This is a genomic window from Faecalicatena contorta (assembly GCF_021531895.1).
In the GTDB taxonomy this organism is placed as follows: Bacteria; Bacillota; Clostridia; order Lachnospirales; family Lachnospiraceae; genus JAFBIX01.
On record NZ_JAFBIX010000015.1, the window covers coordinates 19,261 to 41,124 of the forward strand.

Sequence of the window (21,864 nt, forward strand, 5' to 3'; positions counted from 1 at the left end):
CCTCCAATAGAAATAACTTTAGCGGTTCAGTATATGGAAAAATCGTTCTTCCAACACAGGATTGTTCTCAAATTCCCCTCGTTTTGCAATCGTCACAGTCTGGCTTCCGGGTTTTTTGATGCCGCGCATAGTCATACACATATGCTCCGCCTCAATCATAACCATCACACCTTTCGGCTGCATGTGCTCCATCAGAGCGTCTGCAATCTGGCCGGTTAATTGCTCCTGAAGCTGCAGTCGTCTTGCAAATACCTCTACCGTGCGGGCTAGCTTGCTTAGTCCGACTACTTTCCCGTCCGGGATATAGGCAATATGCACTTTCCCGTAAAATGGCAGCATGTGATGTTCGCAGGTGGAATAGAAAGTAATGTCTTTTTCTAACACCATCTCACTGTTCTCCACGTGAAATACCTTGCAAAGGTGTGTGCCGGCATCCTCGTTCATCCCACCATAGAGCTCTTCACACATACGCGCAATGCGGTCTGGTGTCTCACGCAGACCCTCGCGGTGGATATCTTCTCCGATGCCTTCCAGCATGAGTTGAACGGCTTGTTTGATTTTTTCTTGATCTATCATAGTTTCTTTCCTTCTATCATTTTTTTTTCTATTATTTGTTGCGTGAGTTGGTGGTATTCTTCGCGTACCTGTCCCAGATAGGAAAGGGAGCCAAAAGCAAGGATGATATTATCTCCATCGGATGGATCCATAGCTTTGGCATCTGCCAGAGCATTTTTCACAGCATCTTTGATGCTTCGCTCACAGGATACGGGAATGTCAGGTGAACAGTATGTCCTCATCACTTCTGCAAGATCACCAGCAGAAAGTGTACGTTCTGCATTGGGCAGATCAACCGTGTGCACAGACTTTGCCGATGGAGCCATGATTGCAGCAAGCTTTTGATATTCTTTATCATGGAATACTCCCATAATATAGATAAGACGCTTTCCTGGGAAATAAGTATCAATGGATTCTTTTAATCGCTTTGCAGCATCTTCGTTGTGTGCCCCGTCGATGAAGAACAGAGGGTGTTCTCCAAGACAGGTAAAGCGGCCCGGCCAGGAAGTCTGGGAAAATCCTGTATCAATGTCATTTTCTGTGATATTATATCCCAGTTCTATAAGTGCATCTATAACTTCCAGTGCAGTGATGGCATTATCGGCCTGGTATTTTCCAGCGAGAGGGCAGAAGATGTGTTCTCGCTTTTTATAGGAAAAAGTCTGACCGGAATAGCTTTCATTCAGAATCGTTCTTTTATTGCGTTCTGCAGTGTGAAATGGACAGTGTAAAGAGTTGGCTCGTTGTTCTAATATCTGCAATACTTCTGGTTTCTGAGGAGCAGAAACAACTCTGCATCCAGATTTTATGATACCGGATTTTGTCTGTGCAATCTCTTCTATAGTATTGCCGAGAATTCCAAGATGATCAAGACTGATAGAAGTAAATACAGCGCACAGCGTATTTTCAATAATGTTCGTTGCGTCTTGATCACCGCCAAGTCCACATTCCAGAACAACCAGGTCACAGTGCTCTTCTTTGAAATATAAAAAAGCTATTGCTGTCTCAGCTTCGAACACAGTCGGGCTTCTCTTGCCGGCTGTCTCCATGCGCGCAATAGCTTCCTGGATCTTATGTGTACATCTGGCGAATGCTTCTTCAGATATCCATGTTCCATCAATCTGAATCCGCTCCAAATAGGAAACCACTGTTGGCGATACATATCGTCCGGTCTTGTATCCTGCCTGACTTAAAATTGAAGAAGTGTATGCAAGCACAGATCCTTTTCCATTAGTCCCTGCGATATGTATAAACTTTAGATCTTTCTGAGGATCACCCAGTTCATGCAACAGTTCACGAATCGTATCCAAACCAAGTACACTTCCGTATTTTGACATATTGTCTAAATATACCCTTGCTTCTTTATAGGTCACGTTCTTCGTTTCCTTTCATATTACTGTTATCCATCATAGCACTAAAGGACATTTTCGACAAGCCAGTTTCTGGAATCTTTTTACGTTGTTATGTATCTGAAGAAAGATGCGGATATCAGGTTTTTCAGTTCATAATGATAAAATACATTCATACGTGTAACGAATCTCATTTTTTGGTAGTCTAATAATCAAAGGAGGTGGAAATCGTGAGTTTTGAAGAAATATATCGTTTGTATTTCAGAGATGTATATCTTTTTTTGCTTGCAATGAGTGAAAACCCTGATATTGCAGAAGAGATTACACAGGAAACATTCTATAAAGCGTTAAAGAATATCCATAAATTTAAAGGAGAATGTTCGCTAAAAACCTGGCTTTGTCAGATCGCAAAGAATACATATCTGACACATTGTAAAAAACAAAAACGATTGACTCACGAAGATATCTCCGAAGTGTATGCGGATGCAACGATGGAAGATCTGGTGCTCCAGAAAGAAGAGGAGTTGTCTGTTTACAGGATAATGAATTGTCTGAACGAGCCGTTTAAAGAAGTGTTTATGTTAAGAACGTTTGGTGATTTGTCATATAAGGAAATCGGGGAGATATTTGGGAGAAAAGAAGGATGGGCACGCGTGACATATCATCGGGCTAAATTAAAGATCCAGGAACATATCAAGGAGGAATCGTAATGAGTGATAAGATAAGCTGTAATGTGATTCAAGATCTGCTGGTTCTGTATGAAGATGAGGCATGCAGTGAGGAAAGCTGTAAACTGATTGAAGATCATCTCTCGAAGTGTGAGGTGTGCAGAGATATCTATGAGAAAGCAATGAAAACAGTTCCAGTCACAATGGAAGATCGTCAGGAGGAAGAGCGTTTTGTAAGATTTGCCAAAAAGATGAAGCGAAAATTAAATTCATTCTATATTATCCCGATTGCACTTTTTCTGCTGCTCGTATTGATGATTGATTATGCGTGGTCAGAATATTTTTCGGTCTGGATTAATTCTGTTGCAGCAAAAGATGTCAAAATTACAGAATTATATCAGCTTGATACGGGTGATATCTATTGTACGATTCAGACAGACAGACCATTTGCACATATTACAGATTATGGGATACAGATAGATGGTAATCCAGATGGTGATAATGATGAGGCATGGTATGAGCTTCACTTTCAATATCTGATGCCATGGCAAGATGAAGAAGACAGCTTTTATTCAGACTGTAATGGAAAGATCAGTTTTATATTTCCAATGACACAGACGGTGCATTATGATTACCTCTATACCTGTTCATCTATTTTTTACACAGGAAAAAATAAAAGTGATAAAGCAATCATCTGGAAAGAAGGGCAGTCAGTAGAGAAAGCCCCGCCAGAGATTCAAAAGAAAGCAGATCAATATTATTTGTTGGAAGAGGAACATTATGGATACCCGATTTATATACGAAGTGGAGAACGAAAATGAAAAATTCGTCTGTAAAGATAATATGGATTTTGGCATGGAAATATATGAAAAGAAATAAGCACCGAACAATTTTGACAATTCTTGGGATTGCATTGTCTGTTGCAGCGTTAACCTTTGTTGTCCTTTTCTCTTCAGCATTTCGCAATGCTGAAGAAGGTAAGATTATAGAAAAAGAAGGAGGATGGCATGCCAGATTTCATCAGGTGACGGAAAAACAGATTCAGGAAATTGCAACGTGGAATAAAACAAAGCAGATAGCGGTGACGTCCAATTGTGAAGAGCATGCCGGCAATTGTGTGGATGTGGAATTAAAGCATCCAGGAGTATCTGCAATCGGCAGGACACAACGTTTTGCAGAAAAGATTAATATGAGCATACTTCCCGAAGAAGAGCAGTATGAAGATATCGGGCATGAAAAAATAAAATACAATATTACTTATCATTATAGTCTGTTAGAACTATACGGTATATTTTACGAAGGAGCGCAAGGATCAGGGGCATTGACACTTACAATGATTGTAATTATCATCATTTTTTCCAGTGTGTTTATCTATAATGTGTTTGCAATCTCTGTCAGTGAAAAAATCAGATACTTAGGTATGCTTGGAAGTGTGGGTGCTACCAGATGGCAGAAAGCAAATTGTATATTTTTTGAAGGAATAATAGAAGGAATGTCAGGAATCTTTCTTGGACTTATTCAGGGAATCTTCATAGAAAAGCAAGTACTCTCAAGGAAAAGTGATATGGAATTTATAATAAACAGAATCGATATAGGAATGATTCTTTTATGTGGATTCCTGATAGTATCTCTGGCAAGTATGATACCAGCATCAAGAGCCGGAAATGCATCCATTATGGATATGGTAATTCGCAGATATCCTTCAAAACTGGAAGGGCAAAAGCTTACAACATTAAAAAAACAACATCGTATATTGGGAACGGAAGGTGCGATTGCTTTGAAAAATGTATTCTTTCATGAAAAACAGTATACTATCTGCATTGCTATGTTAAGTCTTATCTGCTGTATTATGGTATGGGCATGTTTTGGCATGCAATGGAGAAGGGAATATACAAAGATAACAGGAGTTCAGCTAGATGGGGAACCTCTTCGGCTTGTTTTCCAATGTGGTATGCTGATTGCTCTGACAGCGTTTTGTATGACCAGTATGATTCAAAAGATTGCAGCTGATATCCGTATGAGACGAAGAGAATTTGCGGTCTATCAGTCGTTAGGCATGGGAAAAAGGCAATTGGCTAAGATGATGGTCATTGAAAATTCTATTTATGGGATCGCAACAGGAGTCATTGGGATTCCGTTCAGTATTTTTCTGCTGCATGAGCAGTATAAAGAGATTGCAATTGGAGGTGTGTATGTAAAAACGGCACAGGATGCCTGGGTTGTAAAGTTCCAATTGAGTATGCCGTATCAAATTGTTGTCGCGGAAATATTGCTGGTATTGGTGGTGGTTTTGCTGCCTACGCTGTATGGTCTGACAAAAATGAAGAGATTGGATATGCAATATATCTGTAATGAAAATGATTGATTAAGGGGGTATTATGACAATATTACGGGTAGAAAACTTAACAAAGATTTATGGTACAGGAGAAACGAAGGTGAAAGCTCTGGACCATGTCTCTTTTAATGTAGAAAAAGGAGAATTTATTGCAATTACTGGTGCGTCTGGTTCGGGAAAATCTACGCTGTTACATTTAATGGGAGGTGTGGAAAAAGCAACAGAAGGAAGGGTGTTGATAGGAAATACAGATATTTTAGCATTGAATGAAAATGAACAGGCTGTTTTCAGGAGAAGACATATTGGGCTTATCTATCAGTTTTATAATTTGATTCCGATACTGACTGTAGAAGAAAATATTCTACTTCCTTTACTGCTGGATGGGAAAAAAATAAATACAAAACGACTTTCTGGAATTGTGAAAATGTTAGGGCTCGAGGCGCGCAGAGAGCATTTGCCAAGTCAGTTGTCTGGAGGTCAGCAACAGAGAGTCGCAATTGGAAGAGCTCTGATTACGCGCCCTGCGATTATCCTTGCAGATGAACCTACTGGTAATCTCGATCAGAAAAATACATTAGAGATCATGCATTTATTCCGAATACTTAACCAACGATTGGAGCAGACTATTCTTATGATTACACATGATCTGGATCTTGCAAAGCAATGTGACAGAATCATAAGAATTGAGGATGGAAGAGTATGAAGACATTTGAAGAACTTTATCGTGATCTCTTGGAAAGGAAGGTATCGTTAGAGGAACCGTTGCCGGACGGATATGATCCATATCATCTGGATTGTCTGTTGCATCCAGAAAAGTATGCACCCGTCCTTCCGGTCAGTACATGTGAGCAGTGTGCCTATGACAGAGCGTGTCAGAACAGTTGTATCTTTGATGCGATTGAGAGGGATGCATCCGGGAAATTATGGATCAATCCCTCTCTTTGTGTTGGCTGTGAGGCATGTATCGAAGCCTGTAAGGATCATCACATTGTTGCTGGGAAGGATGTGCTGCCGGCTATGAAAGCAGTAAGAGAGGCAAAAGGACCAGTATATATGATGATTGCACCGGCTTTTCTCGGACAGTTTGGAGAAGATGTGACACCGGGAAAGCTTCGGACTGCGTTTAAGGCTCTGGGATTTACCGGAATGGTGGAGGTCGCGTTATTCGCAGACATTCTAACACTGAAAGAAGCGCTGGAATTTGATAGCCATGTGAAGCAAAAAGGAGATTATCAGTTGACCAGCTGCTGCTGCCCAGTGTGGATTGCCATGATACGTAAGAGTTATCATGAGTTGATGCCTCATGTACCGGGCGCTGTATCACCGATGATTGCGTGTGGACGTATGATTAAAAGGATTCATCCAGATGCTCTGACGGTATTTGCCGGTCCATGCCTTGCGAAAAAGAAAGAAGCAAAGGAGCCGGATATTGACGATGCTGTCGATTATGTACTGACATTTCAGGAAGTCCGTGATATCTTTGAGGTGGCAGACATCCATCCGGCAGAACTGACAGACGAGTGGAAGGAACATGCATCAAAGGCGGGAAGGCTCTATGCAAGAACTGGAGGGGTAAGTCAGGCTGTCTCAGAGATGGCAGAACAACTGCAGCCTGACCGTAAGATTCAAGTCTGTTCAGAGCAGGCAAATGGAACCAGAGAATGTATGGAAATGATCCAACGGATCAAAGAAAATCAGACAGAAGCAAACTTTTTTGAGGGAATGGGATGTATCGGCGGGTGTGTAGGTGGACCGAAAGCAATTGTTGAGAAAGAAGAAAGCCGAAAACGGGTAGATATATACAGTGATGAAGCGTCATTTCAGACGCCCTTGGAGAATCCCTATGTATTGAAGATTCTGGAAGAACTGGGATTTGAGACAGTGGAAGAACTTTTGGAGGAAGATTCTCTGCTAACCAGAGATTTTCATTAAGAGTTGGTTGTAATCGGAGGGTAAGATAGGGTACAATAGAGCTCGACAGTATTTTGCCAGGAGGACAAATGATGAAGTATTATCTGGCCCCTTTGGAGGGGATTACGACTTATATCTACCGCAGAGCATACCATACTTATTTTCATCCGATGGATAAGTATTTTATCCCTTTTCTATCTCCACATATGAAGAAGGGATTTACAACGAAAGAATTGAGAGAAATTGCACCTGAGAATCATATGGGAATGAGGACGATTCCCCAGATCTTGACGAATCATGCGCAGGATTTTGCCAGAACAGCGCAGAAACTGGAAGAACTTGGATATGATGAGATCAACCTGAATTTGGGTTGTCCATCGAAGACGGTAGTGTCAAAAGGACGGGGCTCGGGATTCCTTGCTAAGCCAGAAGAGTTGGACCGATTCCTGGATGAGATCTATGCAAATGTGAAGGTTAAGGTCTCAATTAAGACCAGACTTGGCAAGTATCAGCCTGATGAATTTGAATGGCTGTTGTCAATATATAATCAGTATCCTGTAGAAGAGTTGATTATCCATCCCAGAGTGCAGCAGGATTATTACAAAAATACACCGAATTATGAGGTGTTTGGTGAGGCACTCAAGAACAGCCGGAATCCAGTTTGTTATAATGGGGATCTGTTCAGGACTGAAGATGTCAGACGGCTTGAACAGAGATTCCCGGAAGTATCAACGATTATGCTGGGAAGAGGAATTATATACAATCCGGGTCTTGTCAGCGAGATGGAGGATGGAGATAAATTAGATAAGAATCGTCTTCGTCAGTTTCATGATCAGATATTTGATGAATATCAGAGTCTCAATATGGGAGAGAGGAATGTACTTTTCAAGATGAAGGAAATATGGTGTTATATGGGACATCTCTTCCCAGATTGTGAAAAGCCTCTTAAGAAGATAAAAAAGGCAGAACATATGAATAAATATGAAGAGGCCGTGCGAGAGATTCTATAGTTTTTCTTTACTTTTGCATAAATTTGCAATATAATAGAAAAAAATTCCATATACAGGAATTTTTGGGGAGGCGTTTGTTTGGAACATTTGAATCAGTTAATTGCAGAGAATTTGAAAGAGATCCGCAAGAAAAAGGGATTAAGTTTAGAACAGGTATCCTCACTTACCACAATCAGTAAGAGTATGCTGAGTCAGATTGAACGTGGAGAAGTGAATCCGACGATTTCAACAGTATACAAGCTTTCTCTTGGCTTAAAAGTTCCGGTTACTGCATTTACAGCAGATAAGCCGATGCCATTTTCAAAAACAGGGAAAGCAGAAGTGATTCCTCTGGTTGGAAACGAGGGGAAATATCGCCTGTATCCAATCTTTAGTTTTCGGGACGGGCAGGATTTTGAAATATTTGACCTGGAATTTGATGAAGGTGGTATGATGGCTGGAAATCAGCAGATGAATGGAACCAGAGAGTTCATCACAGTGTATGCCGGACAGTTGACAATGATCTTTAAAGACAGGGAATATGTATTGGAAGCAGGAGACTCTGCGTCTTATAATGCTTTTGATGAATACATATACAAAAACACAGGAAAGGGTATGGTGACTGCCTGTATTGTAGTCCATTATCCGAATTAGAAAGGAGTTTTGCAGCATGGAAGACCAGAAGAAACGTGTATATGACGCATTGGACAAGTTGAAGATCAAGTATGAGGTCGTGGAACATGAACCCGTACATACGATGGAAGATATGGATAGATTAGGATTACCGGAGAAAGGAACTCTGTGTAAGAATCTATTTTTAAGAGACTCAAAAGGGAAGAGACATTTTCTTGTGACCTGTGATGAAAAAAAGAAGGTTGACCTGAAAGCATTAGGCAGACAGCTGGGAGCTGGAAATATCAGCTTTGCTTCCGAAGATCGTCTGGAAAAATATCTGGGACTGAAGCAAGGAAGTGTATCTCCATTTGGACTTATGAATGATACAGATCATGCGGTAGAATTCTTTATAGACAAAGACCTGAGCAGATGCAAGAGCCTGGGAATACATCCACTGGAAAATACCGCGACCGTATTCTTGTCATTCAAAGATCTGGATAAATTCCTTTGGGATCTCGATGTAGATGTTGTGAAGATTAAGTTATAGATTCTATCTTTTGTTCGACAGCTCTCGAACATCCTGCCATTCCTAAGTTCCACCCATCTCCTACCCAGGGGTCTCGACCAATGAACAAATTTAATACTTTTTTTATTGCATGTTCTGGTCATGAGAAGTAGAATAGGTAACGTAGTGATAGATGAAAGAGAGGATCAATATGGAAGAGCAGAATAGACAGGTCCCTCCTATGCCGCCGAGAAGCAATGGAAAGCGAATGTGGCATTTGTGCGGACCGCTTGTTATAAAATGGGCAATCGGATTCGGTGTCAGTATGGCTGCGATGATGGCATTGAGTTTTACGTATATATATGCACATTATGATGCTGCGATGAGTGCAATGCAGGATGAAACACAGATGATGAATCTCTATGCGAATCTGTTGGAGGAATATATCAATGCAACGACACTTGTAGAAGGAATTGCTGCATTGGTTACAATTCCTGTGATGCTGGTACTGTTTCATAAAGACAGGGTTGCAGAAAAGTTACGAGGTGTGATTCCGAACAAGAAAGCTCCAATCTGGAAGTATCTGGCGGAGATTGTCTTGGCATTATCGTTGAGTATGGGATTGAATAATTTGATTCTTATTGCGAATCTGTCTTCCGTCAGTGATGGATATCAGGAGACGATGGATGCACTTTATTCAGCTCCATTATTCGTGCAGATCATTTCCCTGGCGGTCTTAGTACCAATAAGTGAAGAGTTGGTATTCCGGGGATTGCTTTTTAAGCGATTACGGGAGCAGGGAGCATTTATGCAGGCTGCGTTGTATTCTTCAATTGTATTCGGATTGTTGCATATGAACATGGTACAGATGATCTACGGATTTATCCTTGGAATGATGCTGGCATATGTTTATGAAAAGTATGGTTCTGTGAAGGCGCCGATTGTGGCACATATGGCTATGAATTTGTTGTCTGTACTTGGAACGGAGTTCAAACTGTACGAGTGGTTAGTGGAAGATTCCTTGAGAATTGGTATTATAACAGTAGTGTGTGCGGCTGTTTCAGCAACGATGTTTGTATTGATTCAGAGAATCGATGAGAGACCGGATATAGAAGAACAAATGAATAAAAATGAAAATCTGGCAGATGCATAAACTGCCAGATTTTTTTTGCAAAAATATTAAATAATCTAATTATCTGACAATTTAATAAAAATAATTGTTTACATTTTAACAGAAAAGTAGTATAGTAGGAAAAAATAAAAACAGAAAGGACTAGATATATGAACGAGCAGACAGTAAGCAATCAAGCTGGATTGTATCGTTCTCAGTTTGAACATGACAACTGCGGAATTGGTGCGATCGTTAATATCAAAGGCCAAAAAAGTCATGATACAGTGGCAAATGCCTTGAAGATAGTAGAAAATTTAGAGCATAGAGCTGGCAAGGATGCCGAAGGTAAGACAGGCGATGGAGTTGGAATTTTATTACAGATTTCACACAAGTTTTTCTCCAAAGTCTGCGAACCTCTCGGCATCTTTTTAGGTTCAGAGAGAGATTACGGGGTGGGAATGTTTTTCTTCCCCCAGGATGAGCTGAAAAAGAATCAGGCAAAAAATATATTTGAAGTGATTGTCAAAAAGGAAGGCATGAATTTCCTGGGATGGAGAGAAGTGCCGGTAAGACCTGATGTGCTGGGAAGCCGTGCGGCAGAATGTATGCCATGTATTATGCAGGGATTCATTGAACGTCCGAAAAAGATTGCAAAAGGAATTGATTTTGACAGACGACTATATGTCGTACGCCGAATCTTTGAGCAGAGCAGTGATGATACTTATGTAGCATCCCTTTCTAGCAGAACGATTGCCTACAAAGGAATGTTTTTGGTAGGACAGCTTCGTTCATTTTTTGAAGATCTGCAGAATGAGGATTATGACTCTGCGATTGCATTAGTGCATTCCCGATTTAGTACCAACACGAATCCAAGCTGGGAACGTGCACATCCGAACCGTTTTATCGTACATAATGGTGAGATTAATACGATTCGTGGAAATGCAGATAAGATGCGCGCCAGAGAAGAGAATATGGAATCAGAATATCTGAAGGGCGAACTTCATAAGGTCCTTCCGGCAATCAATACTGCGGGTTCTGATTCTGCAATGCTGGACAATGCAATTGAATTTATGGTGATGAGTGGTATGGATCTGCCATTAGCAGTTATGATTGCTATTCCAGAACCATGGGCGAATACCAAGAACATGTCTCAGAAAAAGAAAGATTTTTATCAGTATTATGCAACGATGATGGAGCCATGGGATGGCCCGGCCTCCATTCTGTTCAGTGATGGTGATTGTATGGGAGCAGTACTTGACAGAAATGGTTTGCGTCCTTCTCGTTACTATATTACGGATGATGATACCTTAATTCTCTCATCTGAGGTTGGAGTACTGGATATTGATCCGAGAAAGATTGTTGTAAAAGAACGTCTTCATCCAGGGAAAATGTTATTGGTCGATACCGTAAAAGGAAAAGTGATTGATGACGAAGAGTTAAAAGAGATGTATGCGAGCAGACAGCCATATGGTGAATGGCTTGACAGTCATATGGTACAGCTGAAAGACCTGAAGATTCCGAATCAGAAGGTTCCTTCTTATACAGCAGAGGAATGCAAAAGACTTCAGAAAGCATTTGGATATTCCTACGAAGAAGTAAAGACATCTATCTTGACAATGGCAATGAATGGTTCTGAAGGTACGGCGGCGATGGGTATTGACGCACCGCTGGCAGTATTATCTGATCAGCATCAGAACCTGTTCGGTTATTTTAAACAGCTTTTTGCCCAGGTTACCAATCCTCCAATTGATGCGATCCGTGAAGAAGTCGTTACATCTACAACCGTCTATATTGGATCAGATGGCAATCTTCTGGAAGAAAAAGAAGAGAATTGTAAGATGCTGAAGGTAAATAATCCAATTCTTACCAATACAGATCTTCTGAAGATAAAGAATATGAAGCAGGATGGATTCAAAGTGGCAGAGATTCCAACAGTATATTATAAGAATTCCAGTCTGGAAAAAGCTATTGATTATCTGTTCATTGAAGTAGACCGTGCGATCCGAGAAGGCGCGAACATCCTGATCCTTTCTGACCGGGGAGTCGATGAGTATCATGTTGCAATGCCATCCTTGCTGGCGTTGTCCGGACTGCAGCAGCATCTGGTCCGTACGAAGAAGAGAACATCGGTGGCGATTATTCTGGAAACTGGTGAACCTCGGGAGGTACATCATTTTGCGACACTTCTTGGTTATGGTGCCTGTGCGATCAATCCATATCTGGCGCATGAATCTATTAAGCTATTGATTGATACAAATATGGTCCAGAAGGATTATTATGCGGCAGTGGATGATTATAATCGCGCAATTATCAATGGTATTGTCAAGATCGCATCCAAGATGGGAATCTCCACGATTCAGTCTTATCAGGGTGCAAAGATCTTTGAGGCGATTGGTTTAAAAGAAGAATTTATCCGCAAGTATTTTACGGATACGGTAAGCCGTGTAGGCGGTATTGGAATAGAAGAAATAGCAAAGGATTATATTGCACGCCATTCTCAGGCGTTTGATCCATTAGGATTGGAAGTAGATCTGACATTGAATAGTGTGGGTCAGCATAAGTCTAAGAGTGGCGGAGAAAAACATCTTTATAATCCACAGACGATTCATATGTTACAACAGTCTACCAGACGTGGCGATTATGAGATGTTTAAAAAATACACGGAAATGGTCAATAAAGAAGGTGAACACATCAATCTTCGCGGACAATTAGAGTTCAATTATCCGAAGAAAGGAATTCCAATAGATGAAGTAGAAAGCGTAGATTCTATTGTTACAAGATTTAAGACAGGAGCGATGTCATATGGTTCTATTTCCAAAGAGGCACATGAGACATTGGCAATCGCTATGAATCGTCTTCATGGTAAATCTAACAGTGGTGAAGGTGGAGAAGAGATCGACCGTCTTGACAGTGACAGATGCTCTGCGATTAAGCAGGTGGCTTCTGGACGTTTTGGTGTGACTTCAAGATATCTGGTAAGCGCAAAAGAGATTCAGATTAAGATGGCACAGGGAGCAAAACCAGGAGAGGGCGGACATCTCCCGGGAGGAAAGGTATATCCATGGATTGCCAATACTCGTCATTCTACGCCTGGTGTAAGTCTGATCTCTCCGCCGCCACACCATGATATCTATTCTATCGAGGATTTGGCGCAGTTGATCTATGACTGTAAGAATGCGAATAAAGATGCCCGAATTTCTGTAAAGTTAGTATCAGAGGCGGGCGTAGGAACCGTTGCAGCAGGTGTTGCCAAAGCAGGCGCCGGATTAATTCTGATCTCCGGATATGATGGGGGAACCGGTGCGGCTCCAAGAAGTTCGATTCACAATGCAGGTCTTCCTTGGGAACTTGGTCTGGCAGAGACACATCAGACCTTGATTCAAAATGGATTAAGAGAGCGTGTCCGCATTGAAACAGATGGTAAATTGATGAGTGGACGGGATGTGGCGATTGCAGCTATTTTGGGAGCCGAGGAATTTGGATTTGCAACGGCACCATTGGTAACAATGGGATGTGTTATGATGCGAGTGTGCAATCTGGATACTTGTCCGGTCGGAGTGGCGACCCAGAATCCAGAATTGAGAAAAAGATTTACCGGAAAACCGGAATATGTAATTAATTTTATGCGTTTTATTGCACAGGACTTGAGAGAACATATGGCCAGATTGGGCGTACGTACCATTGACGAACTGGTAGGCCGCACAGATCTGTTGCGAGCGAAAGAACAACCGACTTCTAACAGAGCAGCTACATTGGATCTGCAGCAGATTCTTTATAATCCATATGAGGGTACGAAGACTCCTGTTACATTTAACCCAAAGAAAGTATTCGATTTTGAATTAGAGAAGACGTTGGATGAAAAAGTCCTGGTGAAAGAATTACTCCCGTCTCTTGAGAAGAAACAGAAGAGAATCATAGAAGTGGATGTTACCAATACCAATCGTACTTTTGGAACAATCTTTGGTTCTGAGATTACAAAACGATATCCAGAAGGATTGCCGGAAGATAGTTTTGTTGTGAAATGTACAGGTGCCGGAGGTCAGTCATATGGAGCATTTATTCCAAAAGGCCTGACTCTGGAGCTGGTTGGTGACAGTAATGATTATTTTGGTAAAGGCCTGTCTGGCGGTAAGTTGATAGTCTATCCGCCAAAGGGTGTTCAATATAAACATAATGAAAATATTATAATAGGAAACGTTGCACTCTATGGTGCTACCAGTGGAAAAGCATTTATCAATGGTGTTGCGGGAGAACGTTTCGCAGTGCGTAACTCTGGTGTGACTGCAGTAGTAGAAGGTGTGGGTGATCACGGATGTGAATACATGACCGGAGGACGTGTGGCAGTCTTAGGAAAAACTGGTAAGAACTTTGCGGCAGGTATGAGCGGTGGCGTAGCGTATGTCCTGGATATGGACAGCGATCTGTACATGAATGTAAATAAGCAGATGGTCAATATTGAACATGTATCGTCCAAGTATGACGTAAATGAACTGAAAAGTATGATTGAGGAACATGTATCAAATACGAACTCAGAGATTGGAAAAGAAATATTGGATAACTTCACAGAATATCTGCCGAAGTTCAAGAAGATTATTCCGATTGATTATGAACGTATGTTGAAGACCATTTTACAGATGGAAGAGCAGGGTATGAGTAGTGAACAGGCAAAAATCGAAGCATTCTATGCAATCAAAAATGGAAGATAGGGGGCGAGAAAAGTGGGAAAAGCAACAGGATTTATGGATTATGAAAGACAGGATAAGATAGCTGAAGAACCAAAAGAGAGAATCAAGCATTTTAACGAATTCCACACCCCTTTGTCCAGAGAAGAACAGGAACGTCAGGGAGCAAGGTGTATGGCTTGTGGTGTGCCATTTTGTCAGGCGGGACAGATGATCGCAGGGATGGCCAGTGGGTGTCCGCTGCATAATCTGGTACCGGAGTGGAATGATTTGATTTATCATGGGAATTGGGAGGAAGCATACCATCGTTTGAAAAAAACGAATAATTTTCCAGAATTTACTTCACGTGTGTGTCCGGCCTTATGTGAGGCAGCATGTACCTGCAGCCTGAATGGAGATTCTGTATCGACGAAAGCCAATGAATATGGAATTATTGAAAATGCATATGAACAAGGATATGCGTCGGCAAAACCAGTGAAAGTGCGTACTGGAAAGAAAGTGGCAATCGTAGGTTCCGGGCCATCCGGACTTGCGGCTGCAGATATGCTGAATCGCAGAGGCCACAGTGTTACTGTCTATGAACGTGAAGACAAAGTTGGGGGCTTGCTTCGTTACGGTATCCCGAATATGAAGCTGGAGAAACAGATTATCGATCGCAAGATTGCGATTATGGAAGAAGAAGGTATTACTTTTGTAACAGGATGTAATATCGGAAAAGATAAGAAGGCGGCAACATTATTGAAAGAATTTGACAGGGTCATCCTATGCTGTGGAGCATCAAATCCAAGAGATATCAAAGTTCCAGGGCGCGATGCAAAAGGCATCTACTTTGCAGTAGATTTCCTGAAGTCAACAACAAAGGCTCTCTGGGCGAACAAGATGCAGCTAAAAGATGGAACTTATATCTCTGCAAAGGGCAAGAAAGTTATGGTCATAGGTGGAGGTGATACTGGAAATGACTGTGTTGGTACTTCGATGCGTCATGGTGCCAAATCAGTCCTTCAATTAGAGATGATGCCAAAGGCACCAGATGAACGTACAGAGATGAATCCATGGCCGGAATGGCCGAGAATCTGCAAGACAGACTATGGTCAGCAAGAAGCAATCGCTGTATTTGGAAAAGATCCCAGAGAATACCAGACCACTGTAAAAGAATTCAAGAAAGACAAAGATGGCAATGTATGTAAAGCAGTTCTTGTAAAACTGGAGTCTAAAAAAGATGAAAAGACGGGCCGAACGATGATGGCAGAGGTAGCAGGAAGTGAATATACTGTCGATGTAGATTTGGTGCTGATCGCAGCCGGGTTCCTGGGAAGTGAAAGTTACGTTACCAAGGCATTTGGTGTAAATGTAAACGAAAGAACGAATGTTGCAACACCAACAGGAGAATATCACACGAACATGAAGGATGTATTTACAGCAGGAGATATGCACAGAGGTCAGTCGCTGGTCGTGTGGGCAATCCGGGAAGGCCGGGAGGCAGCACAAGAAGTTGATATTAGTCTGATGGGATATACAAATATGAATATACAGTAAATACCTTGTTAGTTCTCAAAGATATTTCTTAAGATGTTACAAAAATGTTAAAAAATATTGCAAAAAATATCGTATTAAGGTATAATTGGTTCCAGATATAGGATTATCTATGTTAATAAGGGTAAAAGAGTATAAAAATAAGTTAAAGGATGATAAGATTTATGAAGAAATTTGGAACAAGACTGTTAGCTGTTGTGGTTGCAAGTTCTATGATTGCAATGCCGGTTATGGCTGCTCCTTCGGTAGATGATCTGAAGGAAGATAAAGCTGCGAAGGAGAGCGAAGTGAAGTCTCTGCAGGATGAATTGAACAGTATTATGACAAAGCTTAGCGATCTGGAAGAAGATCTGATCTCGAAAGGTGAAGAGATCAGTCAGGCAGAGAAAGATCTGGAGGCGGCAGAGGAAAAAGAGCAGGAACAGTACGAGGCGATGAAAAAGCGTATTAAGTTCATGTATGAAGAGGGAAATTCTACAGCACTTGAGACACTTGTAACATCCGAAGATTTTTCTGATCTGGTAAATAAAGCTGAATATGTACAGAATGTGCATACATATGATAGAAATCAGTTACAGGAATACGTAGAGACAAAGCAAGAGATTGCAGATCTGAAGACAACTCTGGAAGAAGACCAGCAAAAAATGGAATCTATGCAGGTAGAGTATGAAGAACAAGAAGAAGAGCTGAATACAGTGATTGCTTCTAAGCAGGCAGAAGTTTCTGATCTTGATGCACGGATTCAGGAAGCGGCTGAAGCGGCGGCAGCCAGAGAAGCTGAGGCACAGCGTCAGGCACAATTGCAGGCTCAGCAGGCAGCGAATAATACGAATACAGGAAATACGAACACAGGCAATACGAACACAGGCAATACAAATACTGGTTCAAGTAATTCTGGTTCATCGAATGTGCCACCAAGCGTAAATGGAGGCACTGTTGTAAGTAGAGCATACAGCCAGCTTGGTAAACCATATTCTTGGGGAGCTTGTGGACCGAATAGTTTTGATTGCTCTGGTTTCGTAAGCTATTGCCTGACTGGAAGTTATACTCGTATCGGAACGACAATGACTTTCATGGGATGGACAAGAGTAAGTAATCCGCAGCCGGGAGATGTAGTAACATCAGCTACCCATTGTGGTATCTATATTGGAGGTGGTCAGATGATTCATGCTCCACATACAGGAGATGTTGTTAAGATTGGACCGGTTCAGGCTGGTATGGTATATGTTCGCAGATAATATTCGAATTAATAAAGATTAATTTACAGCTCATTTTTTAACTGAGCTGTAAATTTTTGGGATTTTTGATAAAATAATTGAAAATTGACACATAATGTAGTATTCTGACCTTAAGATATCTCAGGGAGAATAGTATGTATAGACAAAGAGGGAGCCTTTGTTTGTGCGGATAATAATTAATAGGACGGGTGAGAGTATGAAGAAAAGATATGTGCAGACACTCATCACGGTTCTTGTGATGAGTTCTTTAGTTGTAATGCCTGTTATGGCAGAACCTAACGATGAAGTGCAGGCGCTGGAAATACAAAAAAGTGAATTGGAAGATCAGGCAGGAGATATTCAGAGTCAACTGGTCAGTCTTTTGGTTAATTTTAATGCGTTACAGCAGGATATAGAGAATCAAAGCCAGAGAATTGTACAGGCAGAGACAGATCTTCAGGAAGCCGAAGCAAAAGAGAAAGCACAATATGAAGATATGAAGCTTCGGATTCAGTATATATACGAAGAAAGTGATGATTCACTTCTAGAAGCCCTGATAACGTCCAGGTCTTTCTCTGAGTTGGTGAATAAGGCAGAATATATTCAGAATGTACATAGTTATGACAGAAAGCAGTTACAAGAGTATATAGATACAAAGCAGGAAGTTGAGAACCTGAAAGTAGAATTGGAAGCTGGACAGGCAGATATGGAGGCAATGGCAGCTGATTTGAGCACGCAGCAGGCAGGACTTGAAACAACGCTGGCGGATATGAGAAGCCGGATTGCAGATTTTGACAGTCAACTGGAGAGTGCAAAAGCGCAGGCGGCGGCGGAAGTACAGCAGTTGACGCAGGCAACAGAGAATGTGGTTGCTGCGGCAGAGCAGGGAGGCGGTAATGCATCAGTATCAAAACCTGCTTCTCAGCCATCCAACCCGACTGGCGGTACAAGTACTTCTACAGGAAATTCTAATTCTTCTGTAAGTAGTTCGAATAATACGAATACCAGTAAACCTTCTGGGGGAACGTCTGGAAGTACCGGAAGCGGCTCGACGACGACTTCGAAACCAAGCAATGTAGCTTTGGGACAGCAGATTGCCAACAAGGCATGTCAGTATATTGGTAATAAATATGTCTATGGTGGCAACAGTCTGACAAATGGTATTGATTGTTCGGGCTTTGTAAAAGAGATACATGCATTGTTTGGAATATATACTCCAAGAACTACGGATTCCATTCAGGTTGCTGGAAAAGCGGTAAGTTATTCTGAGATGCTTCCTGGAGATGTAATCTGTTATAGCCAGCATGTGGCAATTTATATAGGAAATAATACTGTAGTTCACGCGTCAAATAGTAATCCATATCCGGTCGGTGGTATTAAAACGACATCGCCAGCTAATTACAGGACGGTTCTGGCAGTAAGAAGATTCTGGTAATACATTGTGAAATATAAGTTAATGAGATCACATGGTAATGAGAAAAAAGCCTTGCATTTGCAGGGCTTTTATGCTATCATAAAAAAGTCGCAAAAAATCACGCATTTGTTTGTCCAAGATGGTGCCAAAGCTTGATAATAAGCCGGTTTCAAGGACTTACACATATGCGGAAGTAACAAAACCAAATGGAGGAAAGAAATATGAGCGTTATTTCAATGAAGCAACTTTTAGAAGCAGGTGTTCACTTTGGACATCAGACAAGAAGATGGAATCCTAAGATGGCTCCATACATCTACACAGAGAGAAATGGTATCTATATTATCGACTTACAGAAGTCTGTAGGAAAAGTAGATGAAGCATATCAGGCAGTATCTGATATCGCAGCAGATGGTGGCACAATCCTGTTTGTAGGAACAAAGAAACAGGCTCAGGATGCTATCAAGACAGAGGCTGAACGTTGTGGAATGTATTTTGTAAATGAGAGATGGCTTGGAGGTATGCTTACAAACTTCAAGACAATCAAGAGCAGAATTGCACGTCTGAAAGAAATCGAGAGAATGTCCGAAGACGGAACATTTGATGTACTGCCTAAGAAAGAAGTTATCCAGTTAAAGAAAGAATGGGAGAAGCTTGAGAAGAACCTTGGTGGAATCAAAGATATGAAGAAACTTCCAGATGCAATCTTTGTAGTAGATCCTAAGAAGGAAAAGATCTGTGTACAGGAAGCACATACACTTGGTATTCCACTTATCGGAATCGCAGATACAAACTGTGATCCAGAAGAACTGGATTATGTAATCCCAGGAAACGATGATGCAATCCGTGCAGTAAAATTAATCGTATCTAAGATGGCAGATGCTGTTATCGAAGCAAACCAGGGAATGACTGGTGAAGACGAAGTATACGAAGAAGTAGAAGAAGCAGTTGAGGAAGCAGTAGAAGAGTAATCTGATTTTTTGTATCGGGTGATACATTTTATAAGATGATAAAATGGAGGAAATAATCATGGCAGTTACAGCTAAGATGGTAAAAGAATTAAGAGAGATGACAGGCGCAGGAATGATGGACTGTAAAAAAGCTCTTAACGAAACAGACGGTAATATGGATGCAGCTGTAGAATACTTAAGAAAGAACGGACAGGCTAAAGCTGAGAAGAAGGCTGGACGTATCGCAGCTGAAGGTATTGTTATGGCTGACGTAAAAGATGACAAGGTTGCAGCAATCGTAGAAGTTAACTCTGAGACAGACTTCGTTGCTAAGAATGCAGAGTTCCAGGGATTCGTTAAAGCTGTTGTTAATCAGGCAATCGCAACAGAATCTGCTGATATGGACGCATTCATGGCAGAAGCTTGGAATGAAGATACATCTATGACTGTAAAAGATGCTTTGACAGCTAAGATTTCCGTAATTGGAGAGAACCTGAATATCAGAAGATTTGAAAAAGTTGCTACAGATGGATGTGTAGTTTCTTACATCCACGGTGGCGGACGTATCGGTGTTCTGGTAGAGGCTGATACAGATGTTGTTAATGACGAAATCAAACTTTGCTTAAAGAATGTAGCTATGCAGGTAGCAGCTATGTCTCCAAAGTATGTATCTCGTGAAGAAGTTCCGGCAGATTATCTTGAGCATGAGAAAGAGATCCTTCTTGCACAGGCTAAGAAAGAGAATGAAGAGAGCAAGAAACCGAAGCCGGATAACATCATCGAGAAGATGATCATTGGACGTCTTAACAAAGAGATGAAAGAGATCTGCCTGCTTGATCAGGTATATGTACAGGACGGCGACCTTACAGTTGGCAAGTATGTAGAAAAAGTTGCAAAAGAGAATGGTGCAAATGTAACACTTAAGAAATTCGTTCGTTTCGAGACAGGGGAAGGTCTTGAGAAGAAGAATGAAGACTTTGCAGCAGAAGTTGCAGCTCAGATGGGAATGTAAGTATCTCGGCAAACTTCTGAGTAAGAGACCGCTAAACCCCAGTAAAATCAAGGGATTTGGCAGGTTAAGGTTCAAATATGTAAGTTGAGTAACCTATCATAAACTATCGTAAAATTACGCATCTCGATATAGTGTTTTGCGTCAAAGTTGCGTAGAGAATTGCGTACAAGAAATCTGAAGTATCTTCAGCGAAGTTTACGCAAAATAATGATGAGTTACAGTGTAAGTTTACACATATGTAGTACAGGGAGTGGTGGTGAGCCACTCCTTTACTTTTGCAGAAAAAGAAGGCAGACTGGTTTTGTTCCCAATCTGCCTATCTTATTTTGTCCCGAATAATGTATATTATTAGTGACAAATTAGTTCACGTCGTATCCCAGAGCGTCTTCAACAAATGTGTGATTCCGCATATGCGTCTCATACGATTCTTTGATAATGCGATATGCAATATCAACTTCTCCATTTGTTAAACCGTTGGCCTCAATGATTTCCTCGTATTCGGCGTAGAGCTTAAACACACGATTAAATTGCTCTCTGGTCACCATACAGTTCTTATCAATTACTTTTGCCGCAAAATTAATGATTGTATTACGTTTGCTATCAATCAATAATGAGAGCGTATCAGCATTGTTCTTATCTAACTTCTTATCCAGTTCCTTTATCCACTTATCGTTTTCTTGGAGACTATGATTAACATTCTCAATCCACTCATCACGCAATTTGATATTATCGACACTGTAATGGGAGTTGAATTCATTTAATGTTTCCTTTACATCTTTAAGCATTTCAGGAACCTGTTTCAAAGTTTCGCGCTCCTGCTTTTTATGTTTAAAGTATTTACGCAATTTAATGCATTCAGGAACTACTTTTCCCTTTATTTCTAATATCTCACCTAATATTTGAGACGCCAAAAACAAGGCCACAATACCTATTGCAAGCTTGGTTGGCAAATTCAAGTATTCGATATAATTAATCAAGATTACCACCATCCATAATTTTTATTGAAAGGTGGCGGGAAATG

Annotated in this window: 18 protein-coding genes and 1 pseudogene; 15 read left to right on the top strand and 4 right to left on the bottom strand. The window is 41.1% G+C overall.

The window, feature by feature from the left end; translation table 11 throughout:
* Nucleotides 1-18: 18 nt before the first annotated feature.
* Together folE and JQM81_RS07340 are read right to left on the bottom strand one after the other, a co-directional pair.
* The gene (folE, locus tag JQM81_RS07335; RefSeq protein WP_235232872.1) at nt 19-576 is read right to left on the bottom strand and encodes a GTP cyclohydrolase I FolE; all 558 of its coding nucleotides are present in this window, start codon (nt 574-576) and stop codon (nt 19-21) included.
* Complete coding sequence (locus JQM81_RS07340) at nt 573-1,928, bottom strand: bifunctional folylpolyglutamate synthase/dihydrofolate synthase (RefSeq protein ID WP_235232873.1); 1,356 nt, start codon at nt 1,926-1,928, stop codon at nt 573-575. The genes folE and JQM81_RS07340 overlap by 4 nt, the downstream gene beginning before the upstream one ends.
* Nucleotides 1,929-2,134: 206 nt before the next feature.
* Here JQM81_RS07340 and JQM81_RS07345 point away from each other — a divergent pair, with 206 nt between their 5' ends.
* From JQM81_RS07345 to JQM81_RS07380, 8 genes are all read left to right on the top strand, one after another.
* A complete protein-coding gene (locus tag JQM81_RS07345; protein ID WP_328282601.1) occupies nt 2,135-2,614 on the top strand; it encodes an RNA polymerase sigma factor in 480 nt (159 codons plus the stop codon).
* The gene (locus JQM81_RS07350; protein ID WP_235232874.1) at nt 2,614-3,393 is read left to right on the top strand and encodes a zf-HC2 domain-containing protein; all 780 of its coding nucleotides are present in this window, start codon (nt 2,614-2,616) and stop codon (nt 3,391-3,393) included. Before JQM81_RS07345 ends, JQM81_RS07350 begins: the two co-directional genes overlap by 1 nt.
* Before the next feature lie 44 nt (nt 3,394-3,437).
* Nucleotides 3,438-4,937, top strand: coding sequence for an ABC transporter permease (locus tag JQM81_RS07355; RefSeq protein WP_235232875.1), 1,500 nt, complete (start codon nt 3,438-3,440; stop codon nt 4,935-4,937).
* A 13-nt stretch (nt 4,938-4,950) separates the two neighbouring features.
* Nucleotides 4,951-5,610, top strand: coding sequence for an ABC transporter ATP-binding protein (locus JQM81_RS07360; protein WP_235232876.1), 660 nt, complete (start codon nt 4,951-4,953; stop codon nt 5,608-5,610).
* Complete coding sequence (locus JQM81_RS07365; RefSeq protein WP_235232882.1) at nt 5,607-6,839, top strand: [Fe-Fe] hydrogenase large subunit C-terminal domain-containing protein; 1,233 nt, start codon at nt 5,607-5,609, stop codon at nt 6,837-6,839. The genes JQM81_RS07360 and JQM81_RS07365 overlap by 4 nt, the downstream gene beginning before the upstream one ends.
* Before the next feature lie 68 nt (nt 6,840-6,907).
* Entirely contained in the window at nt 6,908-7,828 is a 921-nt protein-coding gene (locus tag JQM81_RS07370) for a tRNA-dihydrouridine synthase family protein (RefSeq protein WP_328282602.1), read from the top strand.
* A gap of 78 nt (nt 7,829-7,906) precedes the next feature.
* Nucleotides 7,907-8,461: a helix-turn-helix domain-containing protein gene (locus tag JQM81_RS07375; RefSeq protein WP_235232884.1), complete on the top strand. Its 555-nt coding sequence runs from the start codon at nt 7,907-7,909 to the stop codon at nt 8,459-8,461.
* A gap of 16 nt (nt 8,462-8,477) precedes the next feature.
* Nucleotides 8,478-8,969: a prolyl-tRNA synthetase associated domain-containing protein gene (locus tag JQM81_RS07380; protein ID WP_235232890.1), complete on the top strand. Its 492-nt coding sequence runs from the start codon at nt 8,478-8,480 to the stop codon at nt 8,967-8,969.
* Here JQM81_RS07380 and JQM81_RS13880 read toward each other — a convergent pair.
* Nucleotides 8,867-9,091 (bottom strand): annotated as a pseudogene (locus JQM81_RS13880) (hypothetical protein); the annotation flags it as partial. The gene JQM81_RS07380 and the pseudogene JQM81_RS13880 overlap by 103 nt on opposite strands.
* A 47-nt stretch (nt 9,092-9,138) precedes the next feature.
* Here JQM81_RS13880 and JQM81_RS07385 point away from each other — a divergent pair.
* The 7 genes from JQM81_RS07385 (at nt 9,139) to tsf (ending at nt 20,843) form a co-directional block, all read left to right on the top strand.
* On the top strand, nt 9,139-10,080 hold the full coding sequence (locus tag JQM81_RS07385; RefSeq protein WP_235232892.1) for a CPBP family intramembrane glutamic endopeptidase: 942 nt from the start codon (nt 9,139-9,141) through the stop codon (nt 10,078-10,080).
* A 128-nt stretch (nt 10,081-10,208) separates the two neighbouring features.
* Nucleotides 10,209-14,744 carry a glutamate synthase large subunit gene (gene gltB / locus JQM81_RS07390; protein WP_235232895.1) on the top strand — a complete coding sequence of 1,512 codons (4,536 nt, stop codon included), beginning with the start codon at nt 10,209-10,211 and terminating at the stop codon, nt 14,742-14,744.
* Between the two features lie 12 nt (nt 14,745-14,756).
* Nucleotides 14,757-16,256: a glutamate synthase subunit beta gene (locus tag JQM81_RS07395; protein ID WP_235232896.1), complete on the top strand. Its 1,500-nt coding sequence runs from the start codon at nt 14,757-14,759 to the stop codon at nt 16,254-16,256.
* A gap of 161 nt (nt 16,257-16,417) precedes the next feature.
* Nucleotides 16,418-17,491, top strand: a complete 1,074-nt coding sequence (locus tag JQM81_RS07400) for a coiled-coil domain-containing protein (RefSeq protein ID WP_235232897.1) — start codon at nt 16,418-16,420, stop codon at nt 17,489-17,491.
* A gap of 196 nt (nt 17,492-17,687) precedes the next feature.
* Nucleotides 17,688-18,905, top strand: a complete 1,218-nt coding sequence (locus JQM81_RS07405) for a C40 family peptidase (protein ID WP_235232898.1) — start codon at nt 17,688-17,690, stop codon at nt 18,903-18,905.
* 200 nt (nt 18,906-19,105) lie between these two features.
* Nucleotides 19,106-19,852, top strand: coding sequence for a 30S ribosomal protein S2 (rpsB, locus tag JQM81_RS07410; protein WP_235232899.1), 747 nt, complete (start codon nt 19,106-19,108; stop codon nt 19,850-19,852).
* 58 nt (nt 19,853-19,910) lie between these two features.
* Complete coding sequence (gene tsf, locus JQM81_RS07415) at nt 19,911-20,843, top strand: translation elongation factor Ts (protein ID WP_235232900.1); 933 nt, start codon at nt 19,911-19,913, stop codon at nt 20,841-20,843.
* Nucleotides 20,844-21,202: 359 nt separating this feature from the next.
* Here tsf and JQM81_RS07420 read toward each other — a convergent pair whose 3' ends face one another.
* Complete coding sequence (locus JQM81_RS07420; protein ID WP_235232901.1) at nt 21,203-21,820, bottom strand: hypothetical protein; 618 nt, start codon at nt 21,818-21,820, stop codon at nt 21,203-21,205.
* Nucleotides 21,821-21,864 lie beyond the last annotated feature (44 nt).

What these genes read in the sequence shown, in the direction of transcription:
- JQM81_RS07400 (WP_235232897.1), top strand. Translation starts at nt 16,418, where the DNA reads ATGAAGAAATTTGGAACAAGACTGTTAGCTGTTGTGGTTGCAAGTTCT.
- folE (WP_235232872.1), bottom strand. Translation starts at nt 576, where the DNA reads ATGATAGATCAAGAAAAAATCAAACAAGCCGTTCAACTCATGCTGGAA.
- JQM81_RS07350 (WP_235232874.1), top strand. Translation starts at nt 2,614, where the DNA reads ATGAGTGATAAGATAAGCTGTAATGTGATTCAAGATCTGCTGGTTCTG.
- JQM81_RS07355 (WP_235232875.1), top strand. Translation starts at nt 3,438, where the DNA reads ATGAAAAGAAATAAGCACCGAACAATTTTGACAATTCTTGGGATTGCA.
- rpsB (WP_235232899.1), top strand. Translation starts at nt 19,106, where the DNA reads ATGAGCGTTATTTCAATGAAGCAACTTTTAGAAGCAGGTGTTCACTTT.
- JQM81_RS07385 (WP_235232892.1), top strand. Translation starts at nt 9,139, where the DNA reads ATGGAAGAGCAGAATAGACAGGTCCCTCCTATGCCGCCGAGAAGCAAT.
- tsf (WP_235232900.1), top strand. Translation starts at nt 19,911, where the DNA reads ATGGCAGTTACAGCTAAGATGGTAAAAGAATTAAGAGAGATGACAGGC.
- JQM81_RS07365 (WP_235232882.1), top strand. Translation starts at nt 5,607, where the DNA reads ATGAAGACATTTGAAGAACTTTATCGTGATCTCTTGGAAAGGAAGGTA.
- gltB (WP_235232895.1), top strand. Translation starts at nt 10,209, where the DNA reads ATGAACGAGCAGACAGTAAGCAATCAAGCTGGATTGTATCGTTCTCAG.
- JQM81_RS07370 (WP_328282602.1), top strand. Translation starts at nt 6,908, where the DNA reads ATGATGAAGTATTATCTGGCCCCTTTGGAGGGGATTACGACTTATATC.
- JQM81_RS07405 (WP_235232898.1), top strand. Translation starts at nt 17,688, where the DNA reads ATGAAGAAAAGATATGTGCAGACACTCATCACGGTTCTTGTGATGAGT.
- JQM81_RS07360 (WP_235232876.1), top strand. Translation starts at nt 4,951, where the DNA reads ATGACAATATTACGGGTAGAAAACTTAACAAAGATTTATGGTACAGGA.
- JQM81_RS07380 (WP_235232890.1), top strand. Translation starts at nt 8,478, where the DNA reads ATGGAAGACCAGAAGAAACGTGTATATGACGCATTGGACAAGTTGAAG.